Annotated in this window: 24 protein-coding genes; 11 read left to right on the plus strand and 13 right to left on the minus strand. The window is 64.6% G+C overall.

Features of this window, described 5'->3' with window-relative positions; all coding sequences use genetic code 11:
- Nucleotides 1-3: 3 nt before the first annotated feature.
- The 4 genes from AB5K84_RS25130 to AB5K84_RS25145 all read right to left on the minus strand — a co-directional run bounded on the left by AB5K84_RS25130 (nucleotide 4) and on the right by AB5K84_RS25145 (nucleotide 3,820).
- Nucleotides 4-486, minus strand: a complete 483-nt coding sequence (locus tag AB5K84_RS25130; protein WP_038967116.1) for a tripartite tricarboxylate transporter TctB family protein — start codon at nucleotides 484-486, stop codon at nucleotides 4-6.
- Nucleotides 487-711: 225 nt separating this feature from the next.
- Entirely contained in the window at nucleotides 712-1,704 is a 993-nt protein-coding gene (locus tag AB5K84_RS25135) for a Bug family tripartite tricarboxylate transporter substrate binding protein (protein ID WP_011087143.1), read from the minus strand.
- A gap of 52 nt (nucleotides 1,705-1,756) precedes the next feature.
- On the minus strand, nucleotides 1,757-3,016 hold the full coding sequence (locus tag AB5K84_RS25140; RefSeq protein WP_011087142.1) for a CaiB/BaiF CoA transferase family protein: 1,260 nt from the start codon (nucleotides 3,014-3,016) through the stop codon (nucleotides 1,757-1,759).
- A gap of 9 nt (nucleotides 3,017-3,025) precedes the next feature.
- On the minus strand, nucleotides 3,026-3,820 hold the full coding sequence (locus tag AB5K84_RS25145; protein ID WP_011087141.1) for an enoyl-CoA hydratase/isomerase family protein: 795 nt from the start codon (nucleotides 3,818-3,820) through the stop codon (nucleotides 3,026-3,028).
- Between the two features lie 117 nt (nucleotides 3,821-3,937).
- Here AB5K84_RS25145 and AB5K84_RS25150 point away from each other — a divergent pair, with 117 nt between their 5' ends.
- From AB5K84_RS25150 to AB5K84_RS25165, 4 genes are all read left to right on the plus strand, one after another.
- Nucleotides 3,938-4,603, plus strand: a complete 666-nt coding sequence (locus AB5K84_RS25150) for a GntR family transcriptional regulator (RefSeq protein WP_171463762.1) — start codon at nucleotides 3,938-3,940, stop codon at nucleotides 4,601-4,603.
- Between the two features lie 409 nt (nucleotides 4,604-5,012).
- Nucleotides 5,013-5,984, plus strand: coding sequence for an MBL fold metallo-hydrolase (locus AB5K84_RS25155; protein ID WP_011087139.1), 972 nt, complete (start codon nucleotides 5,013-5,015; stop codon nucleotides 5,982-5,984).
- 265 nt (nucleotides 5,985-6,249) lie between these two features.
- Complete coding sequence (locus AB5K84_RS25160) at nucleotides 6,250-6,993, plus strand: SDR family oxidoreductase (RefSeq protein ID WP_011087138.1); 744 nt, start codon at nucleotides 6,250-6,252, stop codon at nucleotides 6,991-6,993.
- A 49-nt stretch (nucleotides 6,994-7,042) separates the two neighbouring features.
- Complete coding sequence (locus AB5K84_RS25165) at nucleotides 7,043-7,465, plus strand: cupin domain-containing protein (protein ID WP_011087137.1); 423 nt, start codon at nucleotides 7,043-7,045, stop codon at nucleotides 7,463-7,465.
- A gap of 31 nt (nucleotides 7,466-7,496) precedes the next feature.
- On the opposite strand, the gene AB5K84_RS25170 is transcribed toward AB5K84_RS25165, so the two are convergent.
- From AB5K84_RS25170 to AB5K84_RS25190, 5 genes are all read right to left on the minus strand, one after another.
- Nucleotides 7,497-8,216 (minus strand): haloacid dehalogenase type II, encoded by a 720-nt coding sequence (locus tag AB5K84_RS25170; RefSeq protein WP_011087136.1) that lies wholly within the window; start codon nucleotides 8,214-8,216, stop codon nucleotides 7,497-7,499.
- A 145-nt stretch (nucleotides 8,217-8,361) separates the two neighbouring features.
- On the minus strand, nucleotides 8,362-9,363 hold the full coding sequence (glpX, locus tag AB5K84_RS25175) for a class II fructose-bisphosphatase (protein ID WP_011087135.1): 1,002 nt from the start codon (nucleotides 9,361-9,363) through the stop codon (nucleotides 8,362-8,364).
- A gap of 160 nt (nucleotides 9,364-9,523) precedes the next feature.
- Entirely contained in the window at nucleotides 9,524-10,840 is a 1,317-nt protein-coding gene (locus tag AB5K84_RS25180) for a homoserine dehydrogenase (RefSeq protein ID WP_011087134.1), read from the minus strand.
- Nucleotides 10,841-10,869: 29 nt separating this feature from the next.
- Nucleotides 10,870-12,090 carry an LL-diaminopimelate aminotransferase gene (locus AB5K84_RS25185; protein WP_028171284.1) on the minus strand — a complete coding sequence of 407 codons (1,221 nt, stop codon included), beginning with the start codon at nucleotides 12,088-12,090 and terminating at the stop codon, nucleotides 10,870-10,872.
- A gap of 217 nt (nucleotides 12,091-12,307) precedes the next feature.
- The gene (locus AB5K84_RS25190) at nucleotides 12,308-12,583 is read right to left on the minus strand and encodes a hypothetical protein (protein WP_028171283.1); all 276 of its coding nucleotides are present in this window, start codon (nucleotides 12,581-12,583) and stop codon (nucleotides 12,308-12,310) included.
- Nucleotides 12,584-12,843: 260 nt separating this feature from the next.
- Here AB5K84_RS25190 and AB5K84_RS25195 point away from each other — a divergent pair, with 260 nt between their 5' ends.
- From AB5K84_RS25195 to AB5K84_RS25205, 3 genes are all read left to right on the plus strand, one after another.
- A complete protein-coding gene (locus AB5K84_RS25195; protein WP_038967114.1) occupies nucleotides 12,844-14,652 on the plus strand; it encodes a PHA/PHB synthase family protein in 1,809 nt (602 codons plus the stop codon).
- A 62-nt stretch (nucleotides 14,653-14,714) separates the two neighbouring features.
- Entirely contained in the window at nucleotides 14,715-15,113 is a 399-nt protein-coding gene (locus tag AB5K84_RS25200) for an MAPEG family protein (protein ID WP_011087131.1), read from the plus strand.
- Nucleotides 15,114-15,219: 106 nt separating this feature from the next.
- On the plus strand, nucleotides 15,220-15,537 hold the full coding sequence (locus tag AB5K84_RS25205; RefSeq protein ID WP_162603518.1) for a hypothetical protein: 318 nt from the start codon (nucleotides 15,220-15,222) through the stop codon (nucleotides 15,535-15,537).
- A 157-nt stretch (nucleotides 15,538-15,694) separates the two neighbouring features.
- On the opposite strand, the gene argC is transcribed toward AB5K84_RS25205, so the two are convergent.
- The 3 genes from argC to AB5K84_RS25220 form a co-directional block, all read right to left on the minus strand.
- Nucleotides 15,695-16,678 (minus strand): N-acetyl-gamma-glutamyl-phosphate reductase, encoded by a 984-nt coding sequence (gene argC, locus AB5K84_RS25210; protein ID WP_038967112.1) that lies wholly within the window; start codon nucleotides 16,676-16,678, stop codon nucleotides 15,695-15,697.
- Entirely contained in the window at nucleotides 16,675-17,343 is a 669-nt protein-coding gene (locus AB5K84_RS25215; RefSeq protein WP_011087129.1) for an FMN-binding negative transcriptional regulator, read from the minus strand. The genes argC and AB5K84_RS25215 overlap by 4 nt, the downstream gene beginning before the upstream one ends.
- Nucleotides 17,344-17,568: 225 nt before the next feature.
- Nucleotides 17,569-18,099 (minus strand): DedA family protein, encoded by a 531-nt coding sequence (locus AB5K84_RS25220; protein ID WP_011087128.1) that lies wholly within the window; start codon nucleotides 18,097-18,099, stop codon nucleotides 17,569-17,571.
- 273 nt (nucleotides 18,100-18,372) lie between these two features.
- Here AB5K84_RS25220 and parE point away from each other — a divergent pair, with 273 nt between their 5' ends.
- The 4 genes from parE to AB5K84_RS25240 all read left to right on the plus strand — a co-directional run bounded on the left by parE (nucleotide 18,373) and on the right by AB5K84_RS25240 (nucleotide 22,920).
- Nucleotides 18,373-20,418: a DNA topoisomerase IV subunit B gene (gene parE, locus AB5K84_RS25225; RefSeq protein WP_011087127.1), complete on the plus strand. Its 2,046-nt coding sequence runs from the start codon at nucleotides 18,373-18,375 to the stop codon at nucleotides 20,416-20,418.
- Between the two features lie 429 nt (nucleotides 20,419-20,847).
- Entirely contained in the window at nucleotides 20,848-21,630 is a 783-nt protein-coding gene (locus tag AB5K84_RS25230; RefSeq protein ID WP_038967111.1) for an outer membrane protein, read from the plus strand.
- A gap of 312 nt (nucleotides 21,631-21,942) precedes the next feature.
- On the plus strand, nucleotides 21,943-22,128 hold the full coding sequence (locus tag AB5K84_RS25235) for a hypothetical protein (protein ID WP_018641722.1): 186 nt from the start codon (nucleotides 21,943-21,945) through the stop codon (nucleotides 22,126-22,128).
- A gap of 21 nt (nucleotides 22,129-22,149) precedes the next feature.
- The gene (locus AB5K84_RS25240) at nucleotides 22,150-22,920 is read left to right on the plus strand and encodes an SDR family NAD(P)-dependent oxidoreductase (RefSeq protein WP_011087125.1); all 771 of its coding nucleotides are present in this window, start codon (nucleotides 22,150-22,152) and stop codon (nucleotides 22,918-22,920) included.
- Between the two features lie 96 nt (nucleotides 22,921-23,016).
- On the opposite strand, the gene AB5K84_RS25245 is transcribed toward AB5K84_RS25240, so the two are convergent.
- On the minus strand, nucleotides 23,017-23,784 hold the full coding sequence (locus AB5K84_RS25245; RefSeq protein WP_038967110.1) for an outer membrane protein: 768 nt from the start codon (nucleotides 23,782-23,784) through the stop codon (nucleotides 23,017-23,019).
- Between the last annotated feature and the right edge of the window lie 90 nt (nucleotides 23,785-23,874).

The following is a 23,874-nucleotide window of genomic DNA, read 5'->3' on the forward strand; positions in this document are numbered from 1 at the left end:
CCGTCAGATGCCGAACGCGGCGGCGAGCGCGCCATGCGGCAGGCTGACCTGGAACATGCGCTCGAACACGACGTAGAGCGCGAGCGCCGTTGCCGCCGCCATCGCCAGCGCGCGTGGCACGGATTGGTGCCTCGGAATCGCCAGCACGGCGAAGACGTACAGGCTTGAGGCGATGTACATCCCGACCAGCGGGATCGCGGCAACGAAGATCGCGGCCGGCACGAACAGGCCGGCAAGCCGGCGCAGCTCGATCGGTGTGATCGCGATGGGAACGCTTGCGAGCGTCGTCGCCGGCAGAAGACCTCTCACCAGATTGTAGAGGCTTCCGAGCACGATGATGATTCCGGTCAGGAACGGAAACGTGCCGGCGTCCACGCCCGCGCTCGACCAGCCGATGCCGTTGTCGAGGCTGGAGACGACGACGGCCACACCAAAGCTGCCGGTGAGGATAGCGGTCGCAAGCTCAAGCGCGCGGCGTGAGATCATCGAGAGCTCCGTTCGAGCGGCGTGCCACGGCCAGTGAATGACGCACGCGTCTTCCAAGCCATCAAGTGTCGTCCCGGCGAAAGCCAGGACCCATAACCCCAGGGAGAAGTTTGACGAGGCCTGGAAGCCAAGTCGGTACCACCACCAACGCTCCACGATAGATCAAGCGGTGTGGGTCCCGCCGTTCGCCGGGACGACAGTGGAGATTGTGGCACGATGGTCGCCTCACTTGACCAGCCAGCCCTGCTCGCCCGCAACCTGCTTGACGTGCTCAAGGTCCTCCTTGATGAACTTGTCGAGCTCGGCGCCGGTCAGGAACGTGTCGACCTGGGAGGTCTTCTCGATGTAGTCCTTCCATTCCGGCGTCGCCTGCACCTTCTTCATGAGGTCGACATAGAACGCGGCCTGATCCGGCGTGACCTTGCCGGGCAGCCACACCGTCCGCGGCTGCTCATATTGCTTGATGTCGAGCCCCTGCTCGGCGCAGGTCGGAACGTCGCTCCAGCCTTCAGTCGCGGTGACCTTGGGACCCTGCGGCAGCCGTTTCGGGCTGAAAACGCAAAGCGGTCGCTGCGTGCCGCCACGCCATTGCCCGAGGCTCTCGCTGGGATTGTTGACGTGGGAGTCGAGGTGTCCGCCGGCGAGCTGCACGGCGGTCTCGGCGCCGCTCTTGAAGGGGATGTAGGTCAGCTTGACCTGACCGGCCTTCTCGATCATGCGGGTCAGCACCTCGTCGGTGTCCTTCGACTGCGCGCCGCCCATCTTGAATTCGCCCGATGCGGCCGCCTTCAGATAGTCCCCTGCCGTCTTGTAGGGCGCATCCTGCTTGACCCAGAGCAGGAACTCGTCCTGCGCCATCGCCGCGATCGGGGTGAGATCGGTGTAGTTGAAGGCGACTTTGGAGACGAGCGGCTGCTGCCAGGCGTTCGACGTTCCGAAGATCACCTTGTAGGGATCGCCTGCGGACGCCTTGCCGTAGACATAACCTTCGGCGCCGCTGCCGCCGCCCTTGTTGACGACGACGATGGGCTGCTCCGTCAGCTTGTACTTGGTGACGATGTTCTGCACCGCGCGGGCGAGATTGTCGGTGCCGCCGCCCGGTCCGGCGGTGGCCACGAACTCGATCGGCTTTTGCGGTTGCCAGGCCGCAAACGCCGGGACCGTGCCGGCGAGCACGGTCGCGGCTGCGGAAAGCAGAAGTGTTGACGTCCGACCCATGATTTCCTCCAGCTCTTATGTTTGTTCTGTTTTGTTTGTTGTATCGAACCGGTCAGGCGACGCGTTCCTCGCGTCTGTCTGCGGCTGAAACGATTGCGCCTTCTTGCTCGAGCGCTTCGATCTGCTTCTGGTCGAACCCATGTTCGGCCAGCACCTCGCGGGTATGCTCACCGTAGACCGGCGCGCCCGAGAGCACTTTGCCTGGGGTCTCCGAAAACTTGACGGGAAGCCCGATCGTCTTCACCGGACCGAGCGTGGAATGCTCGACCTCGACGACCATCTCGCGCGCCAGCGTCTGCGGATCGCGGAGCGCCTCCAGCATGTCGTGCACGGGGCCGCACGGCACGCCCTTCTCGTCGAGTGCCGCAAGCCAATGCATCCGCGACCGGGTGCGGAAGCGCTCGCTCAGGACGGCCTCAAGCTCCTTCAGATGCGCCATGCGGTCCGCCCCGGTGACGAAGCGCGGATCGGAGGCAAGCTCGCTGGCACCGAGCGCCTCCAGCATCAACAGCCAATGCTTCTTGTTGGCGCCGCCGACCACCAGCCAGCCGTCCGAGGCCTCGAAGGCCTGGTACGGCGCGTTGAGCGGATGCGCCGAGCCCATCGCGCGCGGCGCGGTGCCCGCGGCCAGCGCGATCGTGGACTGCCAGTAGGTCTGCACCAGGGCCGCCTCGTAAAGCGAGGTCTCGACCCACTGCCCTTCGCCAGTCTTGAGGCGATGCGTATAGGCGGCAAGGATACCCATGCTCGCGAGCAGGCCGGCGGTGATGTCGGACAGCGGCGGGCCGCATTTGACGGGCGGACCATCCGGGCGTTCGCCGGTAAAGCTCATGATGCCGCTCATCGCCTGCGCGACGAGGTCAAAACCGCGGCGGTGCTTGTAGGGGCCGGTGCGGCCGAAGCCGGACAGCGAGCAGTAGATCAGCGATGGATACTGCTTGTGCAGGTCTTCATAGCCGAAGCCGAGGCGCTCCATGGCGCCCGGAGCAAAATTCTCGACCAGCACGTCGGCGTCCGCGATCAGCCGCCGCAGCACCTTCTTGCCGCCATCGGTCTTGAGGTCCAGCACGATGCCGCGCTTGTTGCGGTTCATCATCAGGAAGGAGGCCGCCTCATCGCCGATCTTGGGCGGCACCGAATGGCGGGTGTCGTCGCCGTTCGGCCATTTCTCGATCTTGATGACGTCCGCGCCCATGTCGGCGAGCATCAAGGTGCAGGTCGGCCCCGCCATGACATGGGTGAGATCGATGACCTTGAGGCCGGCAAGCGGTCCCGAACGGCGAGAGGTGGATTGCGATCGATCGCTTTGCATCGGCCCGTCCTATTGGCCGCGCCATTGCGGCGCGCGCTTGTTGAGGAAAGCATCGAGCCCTTCGCGAAAATCCTGGCTCGTGTAGCACATCAGGATGAGGTCTTCCCCCTCGTCCCGGGTCAGCCGCCTTTGCAGGCGCGCCACCGCCTGCTTGGTCGCGGTCAGCGTCAGCGGCGCGTGGCTGGCCAGCAGGCGAGCGACCTCGTCGGCACGCCTGTCCAGGGCCGCGATATCCTCGACGACCTCGCCGAGCAGCCCGACGCTGGCGGCTTCAGCGGCGTCAATGAGGCGCGCGGTGAAGATCAGATCCTTGACGCGCGCAGCGCCGATGAGCGCGGTGAGACGGCCGACATTGGACATCGACAGGCAGTTGCCGAGCGTCCGGGCGATCGGAAATCCGATTTTGGCGCTGTTCGTGCCGATGCGCAGGTCGCAGGCCGCGGCGATGCCCGCCCCGCCGCCGGTGCAGAACCCGTTAATCGCGGCGATGGTCGGGACCCGGCACTGCTCGAGCGTGGTGAGCACGCGGTCGATGCGGTTCTCGTAGTCGATCGCGTCCTGCGGCGTCTTGAACTCGCGGAACTGGTTGATGTCGGTGCCGGAGGCGAAGGCCTTGTCGCCGGCCCCGCGCAGCACCAGCACCTTGAGCGTATGATCGCGGTCGGCCTCTTCGCAGATCGCCGCGAGCCGTTCGTACATGGCGAAGGTGAAGGCATTGCGCGCCTGCGGACGGTTGAAGGTGATCCGCCCGATGCCGTCCTGACGTTCAAAAACGAGGTCGTCCGCCTCCGCAGCGTGGTCCATTTCCTCATGCCCTCTTGTTTTTTACATTTTTGAATGCAGAATCTGCGATTAGCAAGCTGGAACTTGCATATTTGGACTGATTACTGCATTTTTGCATTCAAATTGGAGCCGCCTGCCATGCTTCATGAGGAGGTCGTCGGCCGCATCCGCGCCATCCTGCTCGACGGTGAAATCCCGCCGGGCGCGCGGATTCCCGAGCGCGAGCTGTGCGACCGGCTCCAGATCTCGCGCACGCCGCTGCGGGAAGCGCTCAAGGTGCTGGCCGCCGAAGGTCTCGTGCAGCTCCTGCCCCATCGCGGCTCACGCGCGGCGAAGCTGACCGACAAGGACATGCGCGACCTGTTCGAGGTCTGCCAGGGCCTCGAGGCGCTTGCCGGCGAGCTCGCCTGCGAGCGGATCAGCGACGCCGAGATCGACGCGATCGCCGCCGCGCACACGGACATGGTTCGGCATTATCGCGAGGGCGACCTGATCCAGTACTATCGCGGCAACCGCGCCATCCACGAAGCCATCGTCGCCGCGGCCGGAAATCCCGCACTGACCGGGCTCTACGCCTCCGTGACGGCGCGCATCCGCCGCGCGCGCTACGTCACGCCGATGACGCCGCAGCGCTGGGCGTTCGCGGTGAAGGAGCACGAGGCGATCCTGAACGCGCTGCAGCGGCGCGATGGTGCCGGCCTCTCGCACATCCTGCGTGCGCATCTCCGCCACAAGCGCGAAGAGGTCTTGCAGGCCGGCTTTGCCGAGACGGAAGCAAGCGACCTCGCGCTGAGGATCGCGTGAGATCACGCCCGGCCTATTCCCTGCGCTTTCGGCGCTGCCCATGGCTAGGCCGGGGAGTAGCCGAGTGAAGCCCGATGGCGAACACGGCCTATGCGGACGCGTGCCGTCGTGACGCGAAAAGATTCTTGCAGTCCTGCCGCGTCGGGCGGTCAGGAGACACAATCGCGACACAATCATTGATTGCATTGCGGCACCGCGTGGCTGGATCGTGCTGACGAAGCAACGTCGGCAACCGGTGTCTTTTGTCGCGCGCCGGAATTGCATCGCGCACTTTGACAAGCCGCGCTAACCCGCAAATCAATTCCACTTGCTAGCTTGTCTGAACCGGCGCAGCATTCCACCGCTGGCCTCAGGCCGAACACAACGCGCGAGACAATCGCGCAGCTCAAAAGAAGAATGGAGGAAACGAATGACACTCGATGTCTCACGTCGATCCCTGCTCGCACTCGGCGCCGGCCTTGGCGCCAGCGCAATGCTCGGCAGCAGTGCGATGGCACGCGCTCCCAAGCTCGGCACCCAGACTCCCTATTGGCACCGCTTCATTCTCGGCGACGCCGAAGTGACCGTCGTCTCCGACGGACCGCTGCCGCTCGGCGATCCCTCCGGCACCTTCACCGGCGTTTCCAAGGAAGAGGTGAAGAAGATGCTCGCCGACAATTTCCTGTCGCCGGACAATGTCGTGCTCGAGCAGAACTCGCCGATCGTGAACACCGGCGACAAGCTCATCCTGTTCGACACCGGCATGGGCAGCTCCAAGATGTTCGGCCCCACCACCGGCCGGCAGCAGAAGAGCATGATGGAGGCCGGTATCAAGCCGGAGGACATCGATGCCGTGGTCTGCTCGCACGCGCATATCGATCACATCGGCGGCATCGTGGATGCCAACAACAAGCCGCTGTTTCCGAACGCGCAGATCTACATCTCCCAGACCGATTTCGATTTCTGGACCGATGAAGGCAAGATGGGGAGCCCGGCAAAGGACTTCGTCGTGCACGCCCGCAAGAACCTGCTGCCGGTCCGCGACCGCATCGTGTTCTTCAGGGACGGCCAGGAATTCCTGCCCGGCGTGCAGGCCATCTCCGCGCCCGGCCACACCGTCGGCCACACCATCTTCATGGTCAGCTCGGCCGGCAAGTCCTTCGCCTTCCTCGGCGACCTCTCGCACCATTCCGTGCTGCTGCTGGAGCGGCCGCGGATGGAATTCTCCTACGACACCGACCCGAAGCAGGCAGCCGAGTCGCGCGTCAAGCTGCTCACCATGCTCGCGGCCAACAAGACGCCCGTGATGTCCTATCACTTCGCCTGGCCCGGCTACGGCCACGTCGCCAAGGCGGGTGACGGGTTCCACTACTATCCCGAACCGATGCAGATGACGTTGTAGCCGGTGATACCAAGCCCGGGTCGCGCATGTGCGGCCCGGGCCGTTCGCTTGATCTGACCGACAGAGGGGAATGATCCCTGACCGGTTCCTGTCGCGTCGCAACGACACTTCTGGAGCATTTTTCGGCAAGGCAGGCCCGTTCCAGGCAAGAGCTCGCCTCACTGCTCGGATAAGAGTCCCCTCGCATCACTTTCGTCGACGAGAGCTCGTGACGCCCCTTTGGCCTGACGCCGCTCACGCTCGCAAAATGCTCAGGAGACATGCCATGAAGATCGTCGTGATCGGCGGCAGCGGATTGATCGGATCCAAGCTCGTGTCGAGACTCAAGCAGCAAGGCCACGAGGTCATAGCGGCCTCTCCAAAAACAGGCGTGAACGCCGTGACCGGGGAAGGCCTCGCTGCCGCGCTGGCAGGCGCGGATGTCGTGGTCGACGTCGCCAACGCGCCGTCCTGGGAGCCGGCCGCCGTGCTGGAATTCTTCCAGCGTTCGAGCCAGAACCTCGCCGCGACCGAGGCCGCAGCAGCCGTCAAGCATCATGTCGCGCTGTCGATCGTGGGAACCGATCGCTCGCCCGACATCGCCTATTTTCGTGCCAAGCTCGCGCAGGAGACCATCGTCAAGGCATCTCCGGTCCCCTACTCGATCGTTCGCGCCACGCAGTTTTTTGAATTCCTCGGGGCCATCGGCGAAGCAGGAGCGATTGACGGCAAGATCGTCGTGCCATCGGCGTCGTTTCAGCCGATCGCATCCGACGACGTGGTTGCTTCCCTCGCGGAGGTCGCGACGGGACGGCCGCTCAACGGCACGATCGATATCGCGGGACCGGAAAAAGCTCCCTTCAACGAGTTCGTCGCGCGCCGCCTGAAAGCATCGGGCGACAGCCGCCCGGTGGTGGGAGACGCCAAGGCAGGATATTACGGTGCCCCCATCGAGGACACCTCGCTGGTCCCGCTCGGCGAGGCGCGGCTCGGGAAAACGTCGCTCGCAAAATGGCTCGCGACGGCTTGAGGATCTGCGATCCCAAGGTCGCTGCAACCACGGCAATGAAGGAAATCCCATGCGCAGATTGCTGATCGCAACGGCGGCTTACGCCGCATTCGTCCTGGCGGCCCAGGCAGCCGAGACGCAGCCGGCTGCGAAGTCGGCCAAGGTGACTGTCGTGTTTGACCAGGTCCTACCGAATGCTCCCGGCAAGAGCATGAAGGGCGTGCTGGTCGAGTATGGTCCCGGAGGCTCCTCACCGGCCCACACCCACGCACGCTCCGCGTTCATCTATGCCACGGTGCTGGAAGGGGCGATACGCAGCCAGGTCAATGACGAGCCCGCCAAGGTCTTTCACAAGGGAGAGAACTTCTCCGAGAAGCCCGGCGATCGCCATGCCGTCAGCACCAACGCCAGCGATACCGAGCCGGCGAAGCTGCTGGCCGTCTTCGTGGTGGACACCGCCGATACCGAGTTGACAACGCCGATCGCGAAGTAGCGCGCGGGCCAAGGCGCTTCGGCGCAAGATGTCAGCAGCCGAGCCTGTCGGCGATCCCGCCGAAATCCTTGGCGACGATGTCCCAGTTGCCGGTGGCTTCGAAGTCGACCTTCTGCAACGGCCCGTACTCCGTCGGCCGCGCCACGAACGCGGTCTTCAGGCCGTTGTTCTGCGCGGCGGCGAGATCGCCGTTGTGGGCGGCGACCATCATCACCTCGCCCGGCTTGAGGCCGAGCAGGCGCGCGGCGCCGAGATAAGTCTCGGGATCGGGCTTGTAGTGCTCGAACACCTCCGCGGACATGACGAGGTCCCACGGCAGGCCGGCGAACTTCGCCATGTTGGTGAGCAGCGCGACGTTGCCGTTCGACAGCGGCGAGATGACGAATTTCGACTTCAGCCGCGTCAGGCCGGCGACGCTGTCGGGCCAGGGATGCAGGCGATGCCAGCCCTTGGTGAGGTAGTCGAGATCAGCTTCGGTGAGGTCCTTGATCGAGAATTGCGCGACCAGCTTTTCCAGCGAGCGGCGGTGCAGATCGTCGAGCATGACATAGCCGCGCTCGGGATGTCTGCGCACGTCGTCCATCGAGGCCATGTACATGCCGCGCCAGCCGTCCACCAGGGCGGTCCAGTCGGCGCTGATGCCGCGCTGCCTGCTCCACCACATGAAGTCGGTGATCAGGCTGGTGCGCCAGTCGACGACGGTGCCGAACACGTCGAAGACCAGGGCTTTGACGGCGGAGAGATCGGACATGGGCGCTTCCTCTTTTTGCTTTTGTCTTTGTCATTCCGGGGCGCGCGGAGCGCGAACCCGGAATCCAGAGGTTGTCGGCGCGAGATTCCGGGTTCTCCGGGCCGCGCTTCGCGCGGTCCCGTTCGCCCCGGAATGACGGCCAACGTCAGTCCAGGTGGAACTTCGCCAGCTCGCGGTGCTCGGCCTTGATGTAGCGCACGGTGCCGGTGACGGAGCGCATCACCACCGTCTCGGTCTCGATCACGCCGTCCTTGCGGAACTTGACGCCCGACAGCAGCGAGCCCGTGGTGACGCCGGTGGCGGCGAACAGGCAGTCGCCGCGCGCCATGTCCTCGATGCCGTAGATCATCTTGGGATCGTTGACGCCCATCTTGGCGGCGCGCTCGCGCTTCTCGTCGGAATCGAGGATGAGGCGGCACTGCATCTGGCCGCCGATGCAGCGCAGCGCCACGGCCGCGAGCACGCCTTCCGGCGCACCGCCGGTGCCGAGATACATATCAACGCCGGTGTTGTCGGGATCGGCGCAATGGATCACGCCGGCGACGTCGCCGTCGGTGATGAGGCGCACCGCCGCGCCGGTCGAGCGCACGCTCTCGATGATGCTGGCATGGCGCGGGCGGTCGAGCACGAGAACGGTGATGCCGTCCGGTTGGACACCCTTGGCCTTGGCGAGGCGGCGGACGTTGTCAGCCGGGCTCGCATCGAGATCGACGACACCCTTGTCGTAGCCCGGTCCGATCGCAAGCTTCTGCATGTAGACGTCGGGAGCGTGCAGCAGCGTGCCGCCGTCGGCCATCGCCATGGTGGCGATCGAGCCCGGCATGTTCTTGGCGCACAGCGTGGTGCCCTCGAGCGGGTCGACCGCGATGTCGACCTGCGGGCCGGCATTCATGCCAACCTTCTCGCCGATGAACAGCATCGGCGCCTCGTCGCGCTCGCCCTCGCCGATCACGATGGTGCCCTCGATCGGCAGCTTGTTGAGCTCGCGCCGCATCGCGTCCACGGCGGCCTGGTCGGCCGCCTTCTCGTTGCCGTGGCCGCGCAGCCGCGCCGAAGACACCGCCGCCCGCTCGGTCACCCGCACGATCTCCAGCGTGAGGATGCGCTCGAGCAAAGCGTGCGGCGGGACTGAAATATGGGTCGACATCGGCTAACTCCTTCGAAACGGTTCTGGACGGAAATCTCCGCCCGCATCAACTCGTAACACCCACAGTTCGTTCGAACCGTGTCATTGCTTGAGCCTGCTCTTTCCGGAAAACCGCTTCACACTTTTGCGCGGGCGCGGCCCTCCGGGTCTGGAGCATGCTCTAGTTCTTCTCGATCCGGATCACCTGCGGCCGTCCGCTGATCACCTTGTCGCGCTGCACGGCGGCGAGCGCGCGGCGCACCGCGTCCTCGTGCGTCGCATAGGTGATCAGGATGACGGGCACGGGGACCGCCTTGCCGTTCGCCGACGCAGTGCCGCCATTCGGATGACGCTGCACGATCGACTCGATCGAAATCTTCTGTTCTGCCAGCCGGGTCGCGATTGCCGCCGCAGTGCCCGGGAAATCGCGCGCCAAAAGGCGGATGTAGTAGCCGCCCTCGTGGCGCTCCATCGGCGCCTTTTTGGTGTCGCGCAAATGCGAGATCGGCCGGCCGAACGGATTGGCGCGGATGCCGCGCGCGACGTCGGCGATGTCGGCGACAACGGCCGATGCGGTCGCGGCACCGCCTGCACCGGGGCCGACCAGCGTGATCGGCGGAATGCCCTCGCCATCGATCGTGACCGCATTGGTGACACCCATCACCTGCGCGATCGAGGAGGATTTGGGAACCATGGTCGGGTGCACGCGCTGCTCGATGCCCTTGGCGGTGCGAACGGCAACGCCGAGCAGCTTGACGCGGTAGCCGAGATCGGCGGCCGCGCGAAGATCTTCCGGCGCGATGGAGGAGATACCTTCGACATACACCGCGCTTTGAGCAACTTTCGTGCCGAAAGCGAGGCTGGCGAGAATGGCGAGTTTTTGCGCGGTGTCGTGGCCGTCAACGTCGAAGGACGGATTGGCCTCGGCATAGCCCAGCCGCTGCGCGTCCTTGAGGCATTCGGCAAACGACAGCCCCTCCTGCTCCATCCGCGTCAGGATGTAATTGCAGGTGCCGTTGAGGATACCGTAGACGCGGTTGATGCCGGTTCCCGCCAGGCCCTCGCGTAGCGTTTTGATGACGGGAATCGCGGCGCCGACCGCTGCCTCGAAATTCAGCGCGCCGCCGTGCTTTTCGGCGGCCTTGGCGAGCTTGAGGCCGTGCTTGGCCAGCAGCGCCTTGTTGGCGGTGACGACGGACTTGCCGGCATTGAGCGCAGCCTCGACCGCGGAGAGCGCGGGATCGCCGGCGCCGCCCATCAGCTCGACGAAGCAATCGACCTCCGGATGGGTGGCGAGCGCCATCGGATCCTTCACCCATTCGACGCCGCGCAGGTCGACAGCGCGCTTCTTGGCCTTCGAGCGCGCGGTCACGGCTACCACGCGAATACCGCGGCCGCTGCGGCCCGCGAGCACGCGTCCCTGCGTTTCAATCAAACGGACAACTTCGGCACCCACGGTGCCGAGCCCCGCTATGCCCACTTTCAGGGGTGCGACCATGATGCTTATCGAAAACCTGTCGAAGAGAATTAGCGCCGATTGGCGAGCGGAACGACGTTGTGCAACGTTTCGATGCCGCTTTCAAGGAAGCGGCGCACGCCGCGCGCGGCTTGCCTGATCCGTTGCTCGTTTTCCACCATGGCGATGCGGACATATCCTTCACCATGCTCGCCGAAGCCGACGCCGGGCGACACCGCGACGCCGGATTTCTCCACCATCAGGGTCGCGAACTGCATGCTGCCGACGCTGCGGAACGCTTCCGGCAGCGGCACCCAGGCGAACATCGAGGCCTCCGGCGGCGGAATCTCCCAGCCGGCGCGGCCGAACGACTCCACCAGCGCATCGCGGCGCTTGCGGTAGGTGTCGCGCATCTCCTTGATGCAATCGTCGGGGCCGTTCAGCGCCGCGGTCGCGGCGACCTGAACCGGCGTGAAGGCGCCGTAATCGAGATAGGATTTGACGCGGGCGAGCGCCGCGATCACGCGCTCATTGCCGACCGCAAAGCCCATGCGCCAGCCGGCCATCGAATAGGTCTTCGACATCGAGGTGAACTCGACGGTAACGTCCATCGCGCCCGGCACCTGGAGCACCGAGGGCGGCGGGTTGTTCTCGTCGAAATAGACCTCGGCATAGGCGAGATCGGACAGGATCAGGATCTCGTGCTTCTTCGCGAAGGCCACAAGGTCCTTGTAGAAGTCGAGGCTCGCGACATAGGCGGTCGGGTTCGAGGGATAGCAGACGACGAGCGCCAGGGGCTTGGGGATCGAATGCACGATCGCCCGTTCCACCGCCTCGAAGAACTGCGGCGTCGGCTCGGAGGGTACCGAGCGGATCACGCCGCCCGCCATCAGGAAGCCGAAGGCGTGAATCGGGTAGCTCGGGTTGGGGCACAGGATGACGTCGCCCGGCGCGGTGATCGCCTGCGCCACGTTGGCGAAGCCCTCCTTCGAGCCCAGCGTCGCCACCACCTGGGTGTCGGGATTGAGCTTCACGCCGAAGCGGCGGGCATAGTAGCCGGCCTGGGCCCGGCGCAGGCCGGGGATGCCTCGGGAGGCCGAGTAGCGGTCGGTGCGCGGCTTGCCGAGCGTCTCCTTGAGCTTCTCCAGCACGTGCGGCGGAGCCGGCAGGTCCGGATTGCCCATGCCGAGGTCGATGATGTCGGCGCCGGCGTTCCGCGCGGCCGCCTTGGCCCGGTTGACCTGCTCGAACACGTAAGGCGGAAGGCGGCGGATGCGGTAAAACTCTTCCATGGCTCTCTGGGCTCCGGGCACCCGGTCAGGACAGAATCGACAGGCTAGAACGGCCGTTCGGAGACGCGCTCGCCCCCTTCGCAAAAATTGCTCAAAATCAAACGTTTAGAGCAACTTCCGACGACGGGGGGCTGAAGTCGTTCGCCCTGACTCTCGGCTGAACTGAGGTCTTTTTAGCACGCCAAGGCGGTCGCGCCAGCGATTACCTTGCACCGCCTCATTTGGCATCCTTGGCGGCGACCGCCTGGCGGTCGCGCGCGGCGGCAAGCTCGGCCTCGATCTTGGCGCGCTGGTCCGGCGGGATGACCGCCTGATCGCGCTCTGGCGGCAGATCATGCACCGGCAAATAGGTGCCGGGCTCCCTGGAATGCGCCTGCGCATCCGCAGGCGTCATATCCGCGAGCTGACTCGAGCAGCCGCCCAGCGCGAACGCCACGCTCAGCAGCGCGCCGCAGATCAGCAGCGACTTTTGCAGGTCCCTCAACGCCAACACTTGGGAAAATCCCCTACTCGTCCCAAAGCACGGCCCCGGGCAACCTTACCCAAGACCACGCCCAAGCCCAAGCTCAAACCATTGCTGCCCAAATGGTCCGAGCGAGAAAACACCCCGGCACTACCAAACCGAGCGGTGCGGCTCGATTGTGACGGAACCAAGAAAATTTGTCGCAGTGCAACACATCTTCGAGAGTGTTTAACGTCAAACATGCGAGCTTCGCGGTGACGAATACGGAATGAATCGTTACTGTTCTGCTCATGAGCATGGCCACGACCGACACGCCCAAACCCGACACGAAGTTCGATGCGGAAGCCTTCGCGATGAATGTCGCGCGGGCGATGGAGAGCGGCGGCAAGGCGCTGGCCGCCTTCCTCAAGCCGCGCGAGAGCGGCGAGGTGCAGGACCGTCCGCCGGCCGAGCTTGCCGAAGTCATCAAGGCCTTCACATCGGTCGCCGAATACTGGCTGTCGGACACCTCGCGCTCGTCCGATCTCCAGACCAAGCTCGCCAAGGACTATCTCGACCTCTGGGGCGCGGCGGCGCGCCGCATGGCCGGCCAGGACGCCCCGCCCGCGATTGCGCCCTCGCCGCGCGACAAGCGTTTCGCCGATCCGGAATGGAAGTCGAACCAGTTCTTCGATTTCGTGATGCAGCTCTATCTGCTCACGACCAAATGGGCGCAGGAGCTGGTGCGTGACGCCGAGGGGCTCGACCCGCAGACCCGCCGCAAGGCCGAGTTCTACGTCCAGCAGGTCACCAACGCGCTGTCGCCCTCGAACTTCGTGCTGACCAATCCGGAAGTGCTGCGCGAGACGGTGGCGAGCAGCGGCGAGAATCTAGCGCGCGGCCTGAAGATGCTGGCCGAGGACATCGCGGCCGGCAAGGGCATGCTGAAGATCCGCCAGTCCAACCCGGACAATCTCGTCGTCGGCGTCAACATGGCGACGACGCCGGGCAAGGTGATCTACCAGAACGAGATGATGCAGCTCATCCAGTATTCTCCGACCACGGAGAACGTGCTGCGCACCCCGCTCCTGATCGTGCCGCCCTGGATCAACAAGTTCTACATTCTCGATCTCAAGCCGGAGAAATCCTACATCAAGTGGTGCGTCGACCAGGGCATCACCGTGTTCGTGATCTCATGGGTCAATCCCGACAGGCGGCTCGGCAACAAGAGCTGGGAAGACTACATGAAGGAAGGCCCGCTCACGGCGATGGACGTGATCGAGAAGGTCACCGGCGAGATGAAGGTGCACACCGCCGGCTATTGCGTCGGCGGCACGATGCTCGCGACCACTCTGGCCTGGCTCGCCGAGAAGCGCCGCCAGCGCGTGAGCTCGGCGACGTTCTTCGCGGCACAGGTGGACTTCACCCATGCCGGCGATCTCCTCGTGTTCGTCGACGAGGATCAGATCGCATCGCTCGAGCACGACATGAAGACCGCCGGCGTGCTCGAAGGCTCGAAGATGGCGATGGCCTTCAACATGCTGCGCTCCAACGATTTGATCTGGTCCTATGTCGTCAGCAACTATTTGAAGGGCCAGCAGCCGAGCGCGTTCGACCTGTTGCACTGGAATTCGGATGCGACGCGCATGACCGCGTCGAACCATTCCTATTACCTGCGCAATTGCTATCTGGAGAACCGGCTGTCCACTGGCACGATGGTGCTCGACAACACGCTGCTCGATCTCTCCAAGGTCAAGGTGCCCGTCTACAACCTCGCCACCCGCGAGGACCACATCGCGCCGGCCGAGTCGGTGCTGTACGGCTCGCAATTCTTCGGCGGCCCGGTGAAATACGTGCTGTCCGGCTCGGGCCATATCGCCGGCGTCGTCAACCCGCCCGCCTCGAACAAGTACCAGTACTGGACCAACGACAACATCAAGGACGTCAACGTCGCCGAGTGGATGAAGGGCGCGGTCGAGCACAAGGGCTCGTGGTGGCCGGACTGGCGGCAATGGCTCGGCGAGCTCGACCCCGAGGAAGTCCCGGCGCGCGCAGTCGGCAGCGAGGCGCTCCCCCCGATCGAGGATGCACCCGGCAGCTATGTCAGGGTTCGCGCATAGCGGAATCTCCTGCGCTTGTATAAGCTCACCTTCAGCACAGTGATGAATGAGGGGACCGGGTTATGACGCGTGAATTGTTCTGGCTGACACTGACGGTGATTTTCACTGGCATCCTGTGGGTCCCCTACATCCTCGACCGCTGCCAGGTTCGCGGGCTGTCGGGCGCCATGGCAAACCCCTCCCGCAGCGACAAGCCGCAATCGCCCTGGGCGACGCGACTCATGTTCGCGCATGACAACGCCGTGGAAAATCTCGTGATCTTCGCACCGCTGGTGCTGATCCTGAACGCGATCGACTATTCGTCGAAATGGACCGTTCTCGCTTGCGCGGTCTATTTCTGGTCGCGCGTCGCACATCTGATCGTCTACGCGATGGGAATCCCGGTGTTCCGCACCCTGGCCTTCACCGTCGGCTTCCTCGCGCAGGCCGTGCTGGCGCTGGCGATCTTCAAGGTGCTTTGAGCATCCGAAAAGCAGGCGCAGGCCCCTGCGATCTGCGATATTGTCACGCGGGCTGAGGCAGCCGAAGCGAGGATTCCGGATGCGGACCCTTCTTTCAGCCATCGCGATGATCGCGCTCGCCGGATTTGGCGGCGAGGTGCAGGCGCAATGCTCCGAACTGATGCGCCTGCGCAGCGAAGCCATCGAAGCCACCAAGCCGATGAACCGTGGATTGATGCCGGACCGCTGTAACGCTTACATCCGCGCATCGCTCGCCTGGAGTTCCCTGCACGCCTACGCGCAAGACCATCAGGAGGCGTGCGACATCTCCAGCCGCTCGCTCGGTGAAATCGAAAAGTCTCACCACGACGCGGTGGTGGCGCGTGACAATGTCTGTGCCGGCCGTCCCGTTCGGCCGTTTCCGGCGGACGTGATTTTGCGCTGAATTTTGGCACGGCACGAAGAGCCCCGGCAGCCGCGTATCTTGCCACCGAGCATTCCCGGCGTCATGGCGAGGCGCGAAGCAATCCAGACTGTCGCCGCGGAAAGATTCTGGATTGCTTCGCTTCGCTCGCGGCGACGGTGGAGAGAGAGCCTTGCCGCTACGCCTCCGGCAGGCCCAGCATCAGCCGCATGTTCTGCACGGCCGCGCCCGAGGCACCCTTGCCGAGATTGTCGAGCCGGGCGACCAGCACGGCCTGGTGATATTTGTCGCTGGCGAAGACGTAGAGCTCGAGCATGTTGGTCTCGTTCAGCGCCTCCGGCTCGAGCCGGCCGCCCTTTGTCGCCTCGCTCTGGAGCGGCATCACCGAGACGTATTTCGAGCCGGCGTAGCGTTTCGCCAGCGCGGCCTGGAGATCGGCACCGCTGGGCTTGCCCGGCAGCATGTCGAGCTGGAGCGGCACCGAGACCAGCATGCCCTGCCGGTAGTTGCCGACCGAGGGAATGAAGATCGGCCGCCGCGTCAGGTTCGAATAGAGCTGCATCTCCGGCAGATGCTTGTGCTCGAAGCCGAGGCCGTAGAGCTCGAAGGACGGCGCGCTGCCGTCTTCGAAGCTCGCGATCATCGACTTGCCGCCGCCGGAATAGCCGCTCACCGCGTTCACCGTGACGGGATAGTCTGATGGCAACAGCCCGGCATCGACGATCGGCCGCAAGAGCGCGATCGCGCCGGTCGGATAGCAGCCGGGATTGGAGACCTTCTTCGCGGCCTTGATCTTGGCGGGCTGATCCGGCGTCAGTTCCGGAAAGCCGTAGGCCCAGTCGGGCGCAACCCGGTAGGCGGTCGAGGCGTCCAGCACCTTCGGGCCCGACGGCCCCATGCTGTCGATGAGCGCAACCGTCTCCTTGGCGGCCTCGTCGGGCAGGCAGAGGATGACGAGATCGACCTCCTCCATCAGCGCCTTCTTCACCGCGGGATCCTTGCGCTTGTCGTCGGCGATCGTCTTCACCGCGACGTCGCTCTGGAGCTTCAGCCGCTCGTTGATGCCGAGCCCGGTGGTGCCGGAGCCGCCGTCGACGAAGACGGTGGCGGGCTTCTTGGCCGCGCCGGTGGTCGGGGCTTTGCTGGTTTCCGTGAGGCTCATGGCACGCTCCTTTCGAGCTTGTTGGTTTCGGCCGCGAAGGCTTCCGGCCTCACGTCCTGCATCAGTTGCGCGATCTCCCTGGCGTCGGCGGCGGGTTGCGCACCGAGCGCGTTGGCGATCGCCGTATAGTCGGCGTCCGATTTGTGCTGGTTGAGCTTGAAGCTGCCTTCGACCTCTTCAACCGTCATGACCAGGCCCACGATCCCCTTCTTCATTGCCTCGAGCCGGCCCGCCGTCATCTTGCCCGACGTCCACGGCTTCTTCGGCAAGAGCCAGCTCTCGAACTTGTCGCTGAGCGTATCGATCTGCACCAACAGCTCGTCATCCGACAGCAGCCGCACCGATCCGGTCAGATGCACCGACTGGTAGAGCCATGTCGGCACCTGGTCCGGCGAGACGTACCAGTCCGGCGATACATAGGCATCGGGGCCGTTGACCACGAGCAGCCAGGAGGTCGCGCCGTCCGCAAGCTTTAGCAGCGGATTGTGACGGGCGACATGAAAGGCGGCCTGCGGCGTGCCGTCGGCGGCATAGGTCAGGTAGAACGGCAGCGGCGAGGCGACCGGCTTGTGGCCGTCGAAGGCGCACATCGTGCCGAAGCCGCGCTCCTCAGCGAATTTCAGGCTCGCGGCGCGGTCCTGCTTGAAAAAAGGTGGGGTGTACATCGTGGTCTCCTGCTGGGCCTCCTTGGGGGGCCGCCGGATCAGATCGCGCTGACAGGAGAAAGAATGCCGCGGATCGGGTCCAGCGGCAAAGACGATGATCTCAAACGCGATCGACCGCCCAAACCGCTAAAGAGCGGCGGCGGCGACGGGCGAACAGGATGGTCGCGGCGTTGATCATGGCGCGGGGCTATAGGGCCAGATCCGGTTCCCGTCAAGGTTCAGGCGTCAGATCACGCGCCAGATCCATTCCATGATCTTCGCGATCACGTCGCCGAACAGCAGCAGCGCCGCCGACCAGACCAGCGCCGAGACGAAATTGGCGGCCTGGAAGCTCCAATAGGGCATCTCGAAAATGCCGGCAGCAAGCGGCACGGACGCGCGCAAGGGGCCGAAGAACCGGCCGATGAAGATGCTGGGCACGCCCCAGCTCCGCACGAAGGCCTCACCCCTGGGCAGAAGTTCCGGATAGCGCGAGAGCGGCCACATCTGCGCGACATGCTCCTTGTAGCGATAGCCGAACCAGTAGGAGACCCAGTCGCCGAGCGCCGCGCCGAGGCCGCCGGCAATCCACACCGGATAGAAGCTGATGCCGCTGACCCCGATCAGCGCGCCGATCGCCACCAGTGCGCCCCAGGCCGGAATGAGCAGCGAGATGAAGGCGAGCGACTCCCCGAACGCCAGCAGGAACACGATCGGAGCCGCCCAAGCCTCGTGAGCACGCACGAAGTCGGCCAGTGCGTGCGCAAACTGCTCCATGCCAGAATAGCCTTCCCGCCCCGTCTCAAGGTCCTGCTCAGTGAAAAAGACTGGTAAGCCAGGGACTTGTGTGACATCAAGTCACAAAACCCGGCTGAGCGTCGACCTCACCGTCAAATTGCCGGGAACGGAGCGGCCCGCGGCGTAAAATCGCCGGGATTAGCTCCCAACCCCAGCCCCCGCCGGCCCTGCGGTGACCTTTCCAGGCCAGCCGTGTCATAGTCGCCCGAACCGATTCGCCGCCCGCGCGGCCCTCAAAACACATCAAAATTCATGTCCAAGCAGTTGAAACCAAAAGCAAAAGACGACTTTTTCGGCGGCAACGAGCCGAAGCCCCGCGCCGCCGCCAAGGCGTCGCCACGCGCGGGCGGCGCGGAAGCCGACTACACCGCGGCCGACATCGAGGTGCTCGAAGGCCTGGAACCGGTGCGGCGCCGACCCGGCATGTATATCGGCGGAACCGACGAGAAGGCGCTGCATCACCTGTTCGCCGAAGTCATCGACAACTCGATGGACGAGGCGCTCGCCGGGCACGCGACCTTCATCGGCGTCGAGCTCAGCGCGGACGGCTTTCTCACCGTCACCGACAACGGCCGCGGCATCCCGATCGATCCGCATCCGAAGTTTCCGAAGAAGTCGGCGCTCGAAGTCATCATGTGCACACTGCATTCGGGCGGCAAGTTCGACAGCAAGGTCTACGAGACCTCGGGCGGCCTGCACGGCGTCGGCATCTCCGTCGTGAACGCCCTCTCCTCCCTTCTCGAGGTCGAGGTCGCGCGCAGCCAGAAACTCTACCGCATGACGTTCGAGCGCGGGCACCCCAAGGGCAAGCTCGAGGATCTCGGCAAGATCAACAACCGCCGCGGCACGCGCGTGCGCTTCAAGCCCGATACCGACATCTTCGGCGCCAAGGCCGCGTTCAAGCCGCAGCGCCTGTTCAAGATGACGCGTTCAAAGGCCTATCTGTTCGGCGGCGTCGAGATCCGCTGGAACTGCGCGCCCGAACTGCTCAAGGGCATCGACGACGTGCCGGCGGAAGCGACTTTCCACTTCCCCGGCGGCCTGAAGGATTATCTCGCCGCCGCGATCCACGCCGACACGCTGGTGCATCCCGACATCTTCTCCGGCAAGTCGGGCCGCAACGGCGCGCATGGCGCCTGCGAATGGGCGGTCGCCTGGACCGCGGATGCCGACGGCTTCCTCTCGTCCTACACCAACACGGTGCCGACGCCCGATGGCGGTACGCATGAATCCGGCCTGCGCAGCGCGCTGCTGCGCGGCCTGAAGGATCACGCCGAACGCGTCGGCCAGGGCAAGCGCGCCTCCTCCATCACGTCGGAAGACGTGATGGTGGGTGCGGCGGTGATGCTCTCGGTGTTCGTGCGCGAGCCTGAATTCCAGGGCCAGACCAAGGATCGGCTCGCTACCGCCGAAGCGCAACGCATCGTCGAGCAGGCAATGAAGGATCCGTTCGACCATTGGCTGTCGGGCAATCCGAACCAGGCCAACAAGCTGCTCGACTTCGTGATCGACCGCGCCGAGGAGCGCCTGCGCCGCCGCCAGGAGAAAGAGACCGCGCGGAAAACCGCGGGCAAGAAGCTGCGCCTGCCCGGCAAGCTCGCCGACTGCAGCGACGCCGGCACCGAAGGCTCCGAGCTGTTCATCGTCGAGGGCGACTCGGCCGGCGGCAGCGCCAAGCAGGCACGCGACCGCAAGACCCAGGCCGTGCTGCCGCTGCGCGGCAAGATCCTCAACGTCGCTTCTGCCGGCAAGGACAAGCTGACGGCGAACGCCCAGCTTTCCGACCTCGTGCAGGCGATCGGCTGCGGCACGCTCGCGCAATATCGCGAAGAGGATCTGCGCTATCAGCGCATCATCATCATGACCGACGCCGACGTCGACGGCGCCCATATCGCCTCGCTGCTGATCACCTTCTTCTACCGGCAGATGCCGCGGCTGATCGACGAGGGCCACCTCTTCCTCGCGGTGCCGCCGCTCTACAAGCTCACCCACGGCTCGAAGTCGGTCTACGCCCGCGATGACGCGCACAAGGAGGCGCTGATCAAGAGCGAGTTCAACGCCAACGCCAAGGTCGAGGTGAACCGCTTCAAAGGCCTCGGCGAAATGATGCCGGCGCAGCTCAAGGAGACCACCATGGATCCGGCCAAGCGGACCATGCTGAAGGTGGTCCTGCTGGCCGACGACCGCGACACGACCGCGGATTCGGTCGAGCGTCTGATGGGCACCAAGGCCGAGGCGCGATTTGCCTTCATCTCGGACAAGGCCGAATTCGCGAACGAGGATCTGCTCGACGTCTGACCTCGCGCGGTCCCGTCGAAAAGCCCCGGCTCAAGTCCGGGGCTTTTTCATTTGTGGAGACGATACCGCCCTCGTCCCGGCACTTCATGCCGGATGCCGCCGCTCCACGCCGCGCACCGGCCCGCGACTCGGCCAGCGACTCACCGGCACCAAGGCCGAGGCAGGACTACCTCCGCTTCGGACAAGGCTGAGTTTGCTAACGAAATCTTACCCGGGCCGGGAATTCGAAAATCCACATAACGCACTGAAATTACATCTCTTTTTGTAAGTCTAACGTCATCCTCCCCAGGGCCGGCCGGCGGGCGTTTTCCGGCGACTGTGCCTGCCACGCAACAGCATTTCGGCGGAAAGCGTCTATAGTCCGGGCATCAGATGACACGAACTTCAGTGCGCTCGCGCCTGCTACAGACCAAGGTTGGGGATTTTATCATGAAGAAGATTTTGCTGGCTCTGACCGCGGTTGCGGCGATGACCGGTTCGGCCTCGGCGGCTGATCTCGCGGCGCGTCCCTACGTGAAGGCTCCGATGGCGGCTCCGGTTGCCAACTGGACCGGCTTCTACATCTTCGGCGGTGGCGGCGGTGGCCTGTCGAACGCTGACCAGAGCGTGGTTGATACTGTCACGGGCACCCCGCTGACGATCACCCAACGCCAGGGTGGCTCGGGCTGGTTCGGCACCGTCGGTCTCGGCTACGACTGGCAGTTCAGCGGCACTTGGGTCGCCGGTGTGTTCGCCGACGGTCAGTTCGGCAGCATCCGCGCCACCATTCAGGATCCGATCTTCGGCATCACCGGCAACCAGAAGCTGGAAGACTCCTGGGCCGCGGGCGTTCGCCTCGGCTGGCTGGTCGCCCCGAACGTTCTCTCCTACGTCAATGGCGGTTACTCAGGCGCTCACTTCGGCCAGACCAACTTCACGGACCTCGCGGGCGTGCCCGTCGGCGCTCATCTCGCCAGCTACAACCGCAACGGCTGGTTCATCGGTGGCGGCGTCGAGAACAGCCTGAATATCTTCGGCATCACCTCGCCCGGCTGGTTCATGAAGACCGAATATCGCTCGGCCTTCTACAATGCCAAGACCCAGACCGAGCTGCTCGACGCCGGCAACGTTCCGCTGGTCAACAGCATCCGCGCCAACAGCTGGAACCAGACGGTTTCGACCTCGCTGGTCTACCGCTTCAACTGGACCGGCCCGGTCGTCGCCAAGTACTGATCCGAACGCAAGTTCAGACGTCAAAGCCCCGGCATCGTCCGGGGCTTTTTCGTTGCGGGAATGCCGGCGGCGGACGATCGCATTCAGCGCCTTGTAGGCGCAGGCGAGCTGACTTCGATCGCCGCCCGGTCCGTATCGCCCTACCCCGAGCAGTGCGAATCGCCGTGGCTCCCGCTCACGCCGGGCGCTTGTGCGAGCCCCGCTCGTTGTATCCGAACCGCAGCTACGGTTACTGTGTGCCCAAGTTTTCGTGGCCGCGGCAGTCGTTCAGGCCGTGGGCTGCGACAGAACCAGGCCAACGGGGAGGAATGCATGCGCAGATTTCTGCTTGTAGCAGGCCTGTTTGCGACCGCCGTCGGGCTGCTCTGGATCGGACAGGGCACGGGCACCGTTCCCTGGCCACGATCGAGCTTCATGGTCAACCAGTTGCAATGGGCCGGCTATGGCGCTGCCATGGCCGGGTTCGGGCTGGTCCTGATCTGGCAAAGCAACCAATAGAAGAAACCAGGAAGTGAAAGCATGACATCCAGCCGGTTCGATCTCCGCGGCAAGGTCGCGATCGTCACGGGAGGCAATGGCGGCATCGGGCTCGGCCTCGCGCACGGGCTCGCCGATGCCGGCGCCGATATCGCCGTGGTCGGGCGCAACGAAACCAAGTCGGCCGCGGCCGTTGCCGATCTCAGACAGCGCGGTGTTAAGGCGATCGCCGTCACCACCGACGTGACCGACCAGGCGGCGGTCGCAGCCATGATCGACCGCGTCGTCAAGGAGTTCGGCCGCATCGACATCCTCATCAACAACGCCGGCATGAGCATCCGCAAGCCGCCGCACGAGCTCGAGCTCGACGAGTGGAACAAGGTGATCGACACCAACCTCACCAGCGCCTTCGTGTGCTCGAAGCTGGCCTATCCGGCGCTGAAGGCGTCCGGCAACGGCAAGGTGATCAACATCGGCTCGATGATGTCGATCTTCGGCGCCAGCTTTGCGACGGCCTATGCGGCGAGCAAGGGCGGCATCGTGCAGTACACGCGCGCCTGCGCCAATGCCTGGGCGCCCGACAACATCCAGGTCAACGCCATCCTGCCGGGCTGGATCGACACCGACCTCACCCGCGGCGCGCGGCAGCAGGTGTCGGGCCTGCACGAGCGCGTGCTGGCGCGCACGCCTGCGGGGCGCTGGGGCGAGATCGACGACTTCGCCGGCATCGCGGTGTTCCTCGCCTCGCCCGCCTCGAACTTCGTCACGGGCACCGCGATCCCCGTCGACGGCGGATTCTCGGTCATGGCCTGAGGCGCAGGCTCGCTGCACGCAAAAAGAAGCCCCGGCGATGCCGGGGCTTTGAATTTGTCAGTGATCGTCTTTTTCTGCTGCTTGGTCGTTGGTTGCTCAGTAGCGCGCGATGACCGGCGCGTCGAACTTGTAGCTCGCGCGCACGACGGCCCACTGAAGGTCGCGCGGCTTGGCGTCGAAGGTGTAGTTGGTCGTGGTGCCGCCGAGCTGATAGGTCTGGCTGCCGAAGGCCGCGTAATTGTATTCGAGGCCGACGATCCAGTTGCGGGTGACGCCGTATTCCCAGCCGGCGCCGACGGTCCAGCCGTTGGCCCAGTGGGTCTGACCGCCCGAGCCCGTCGCCGGGCCAACCGTATCGCTGACCGACAGGCGGTTGTTCACGCCCGCATAGCCGCCCTTGATGTAGAACAGGTTGTTCTGCACGGCGAAACCAGCGCGGCCGACGACGGTCGCAAGCACATTGGCGCGCCAGGAGAACACGTCGTCACCGGCACCGAACGCAGTATTCAGGAACGACCCCTTGTTATCGAGGCCGGAGATCGTGCCTTCCATGCCGAACACGTAGTTGTTCGCCTGCCAGTTGTAGCCGATCTGCGCGCCGCCGAGGACGCCCGAGTTGCGCTGACGATAGCCCTGTCCCGGAACCAGATCGCCGAAGCCGCCGCTGTTGCCGTTGTTGATGAACTGCTCGTTGGTCCAGGCGCCACCGATGTGGCCGCCGACATAGAAACCGGTCCAGTTGAACAGCGGCTCGACATAGGCGGGCGCCTTCGTGTAGCGCGCACCGAGATCGGCGGCGGACGCGGCGCCGGTCGAAACCAGCGCGGTCGTGCAGGCGAAGGCGGCAATCAATTTGTTACGCATGGTACACCCCGTGTCCTTTGATGGGCGCACGCTCACATGCAGGTCTTACTCAAATTTGAATCAACAAAGTTAAGACGCCGGATTGGCAGG

This window comes from Bradyrhizobium sp. 1200_D9_N1_1, assembly GCF_052075915.1.
In the GTDB taxonomy this organism is placed as follows: domain Bacteria; phylum Pseudomonadota; class Alphaproteobacteria; order Rhizobiales; family Xanthobacteraceae; genus Bradyrhizobium; species Bradyrhizobium diazoefficiens.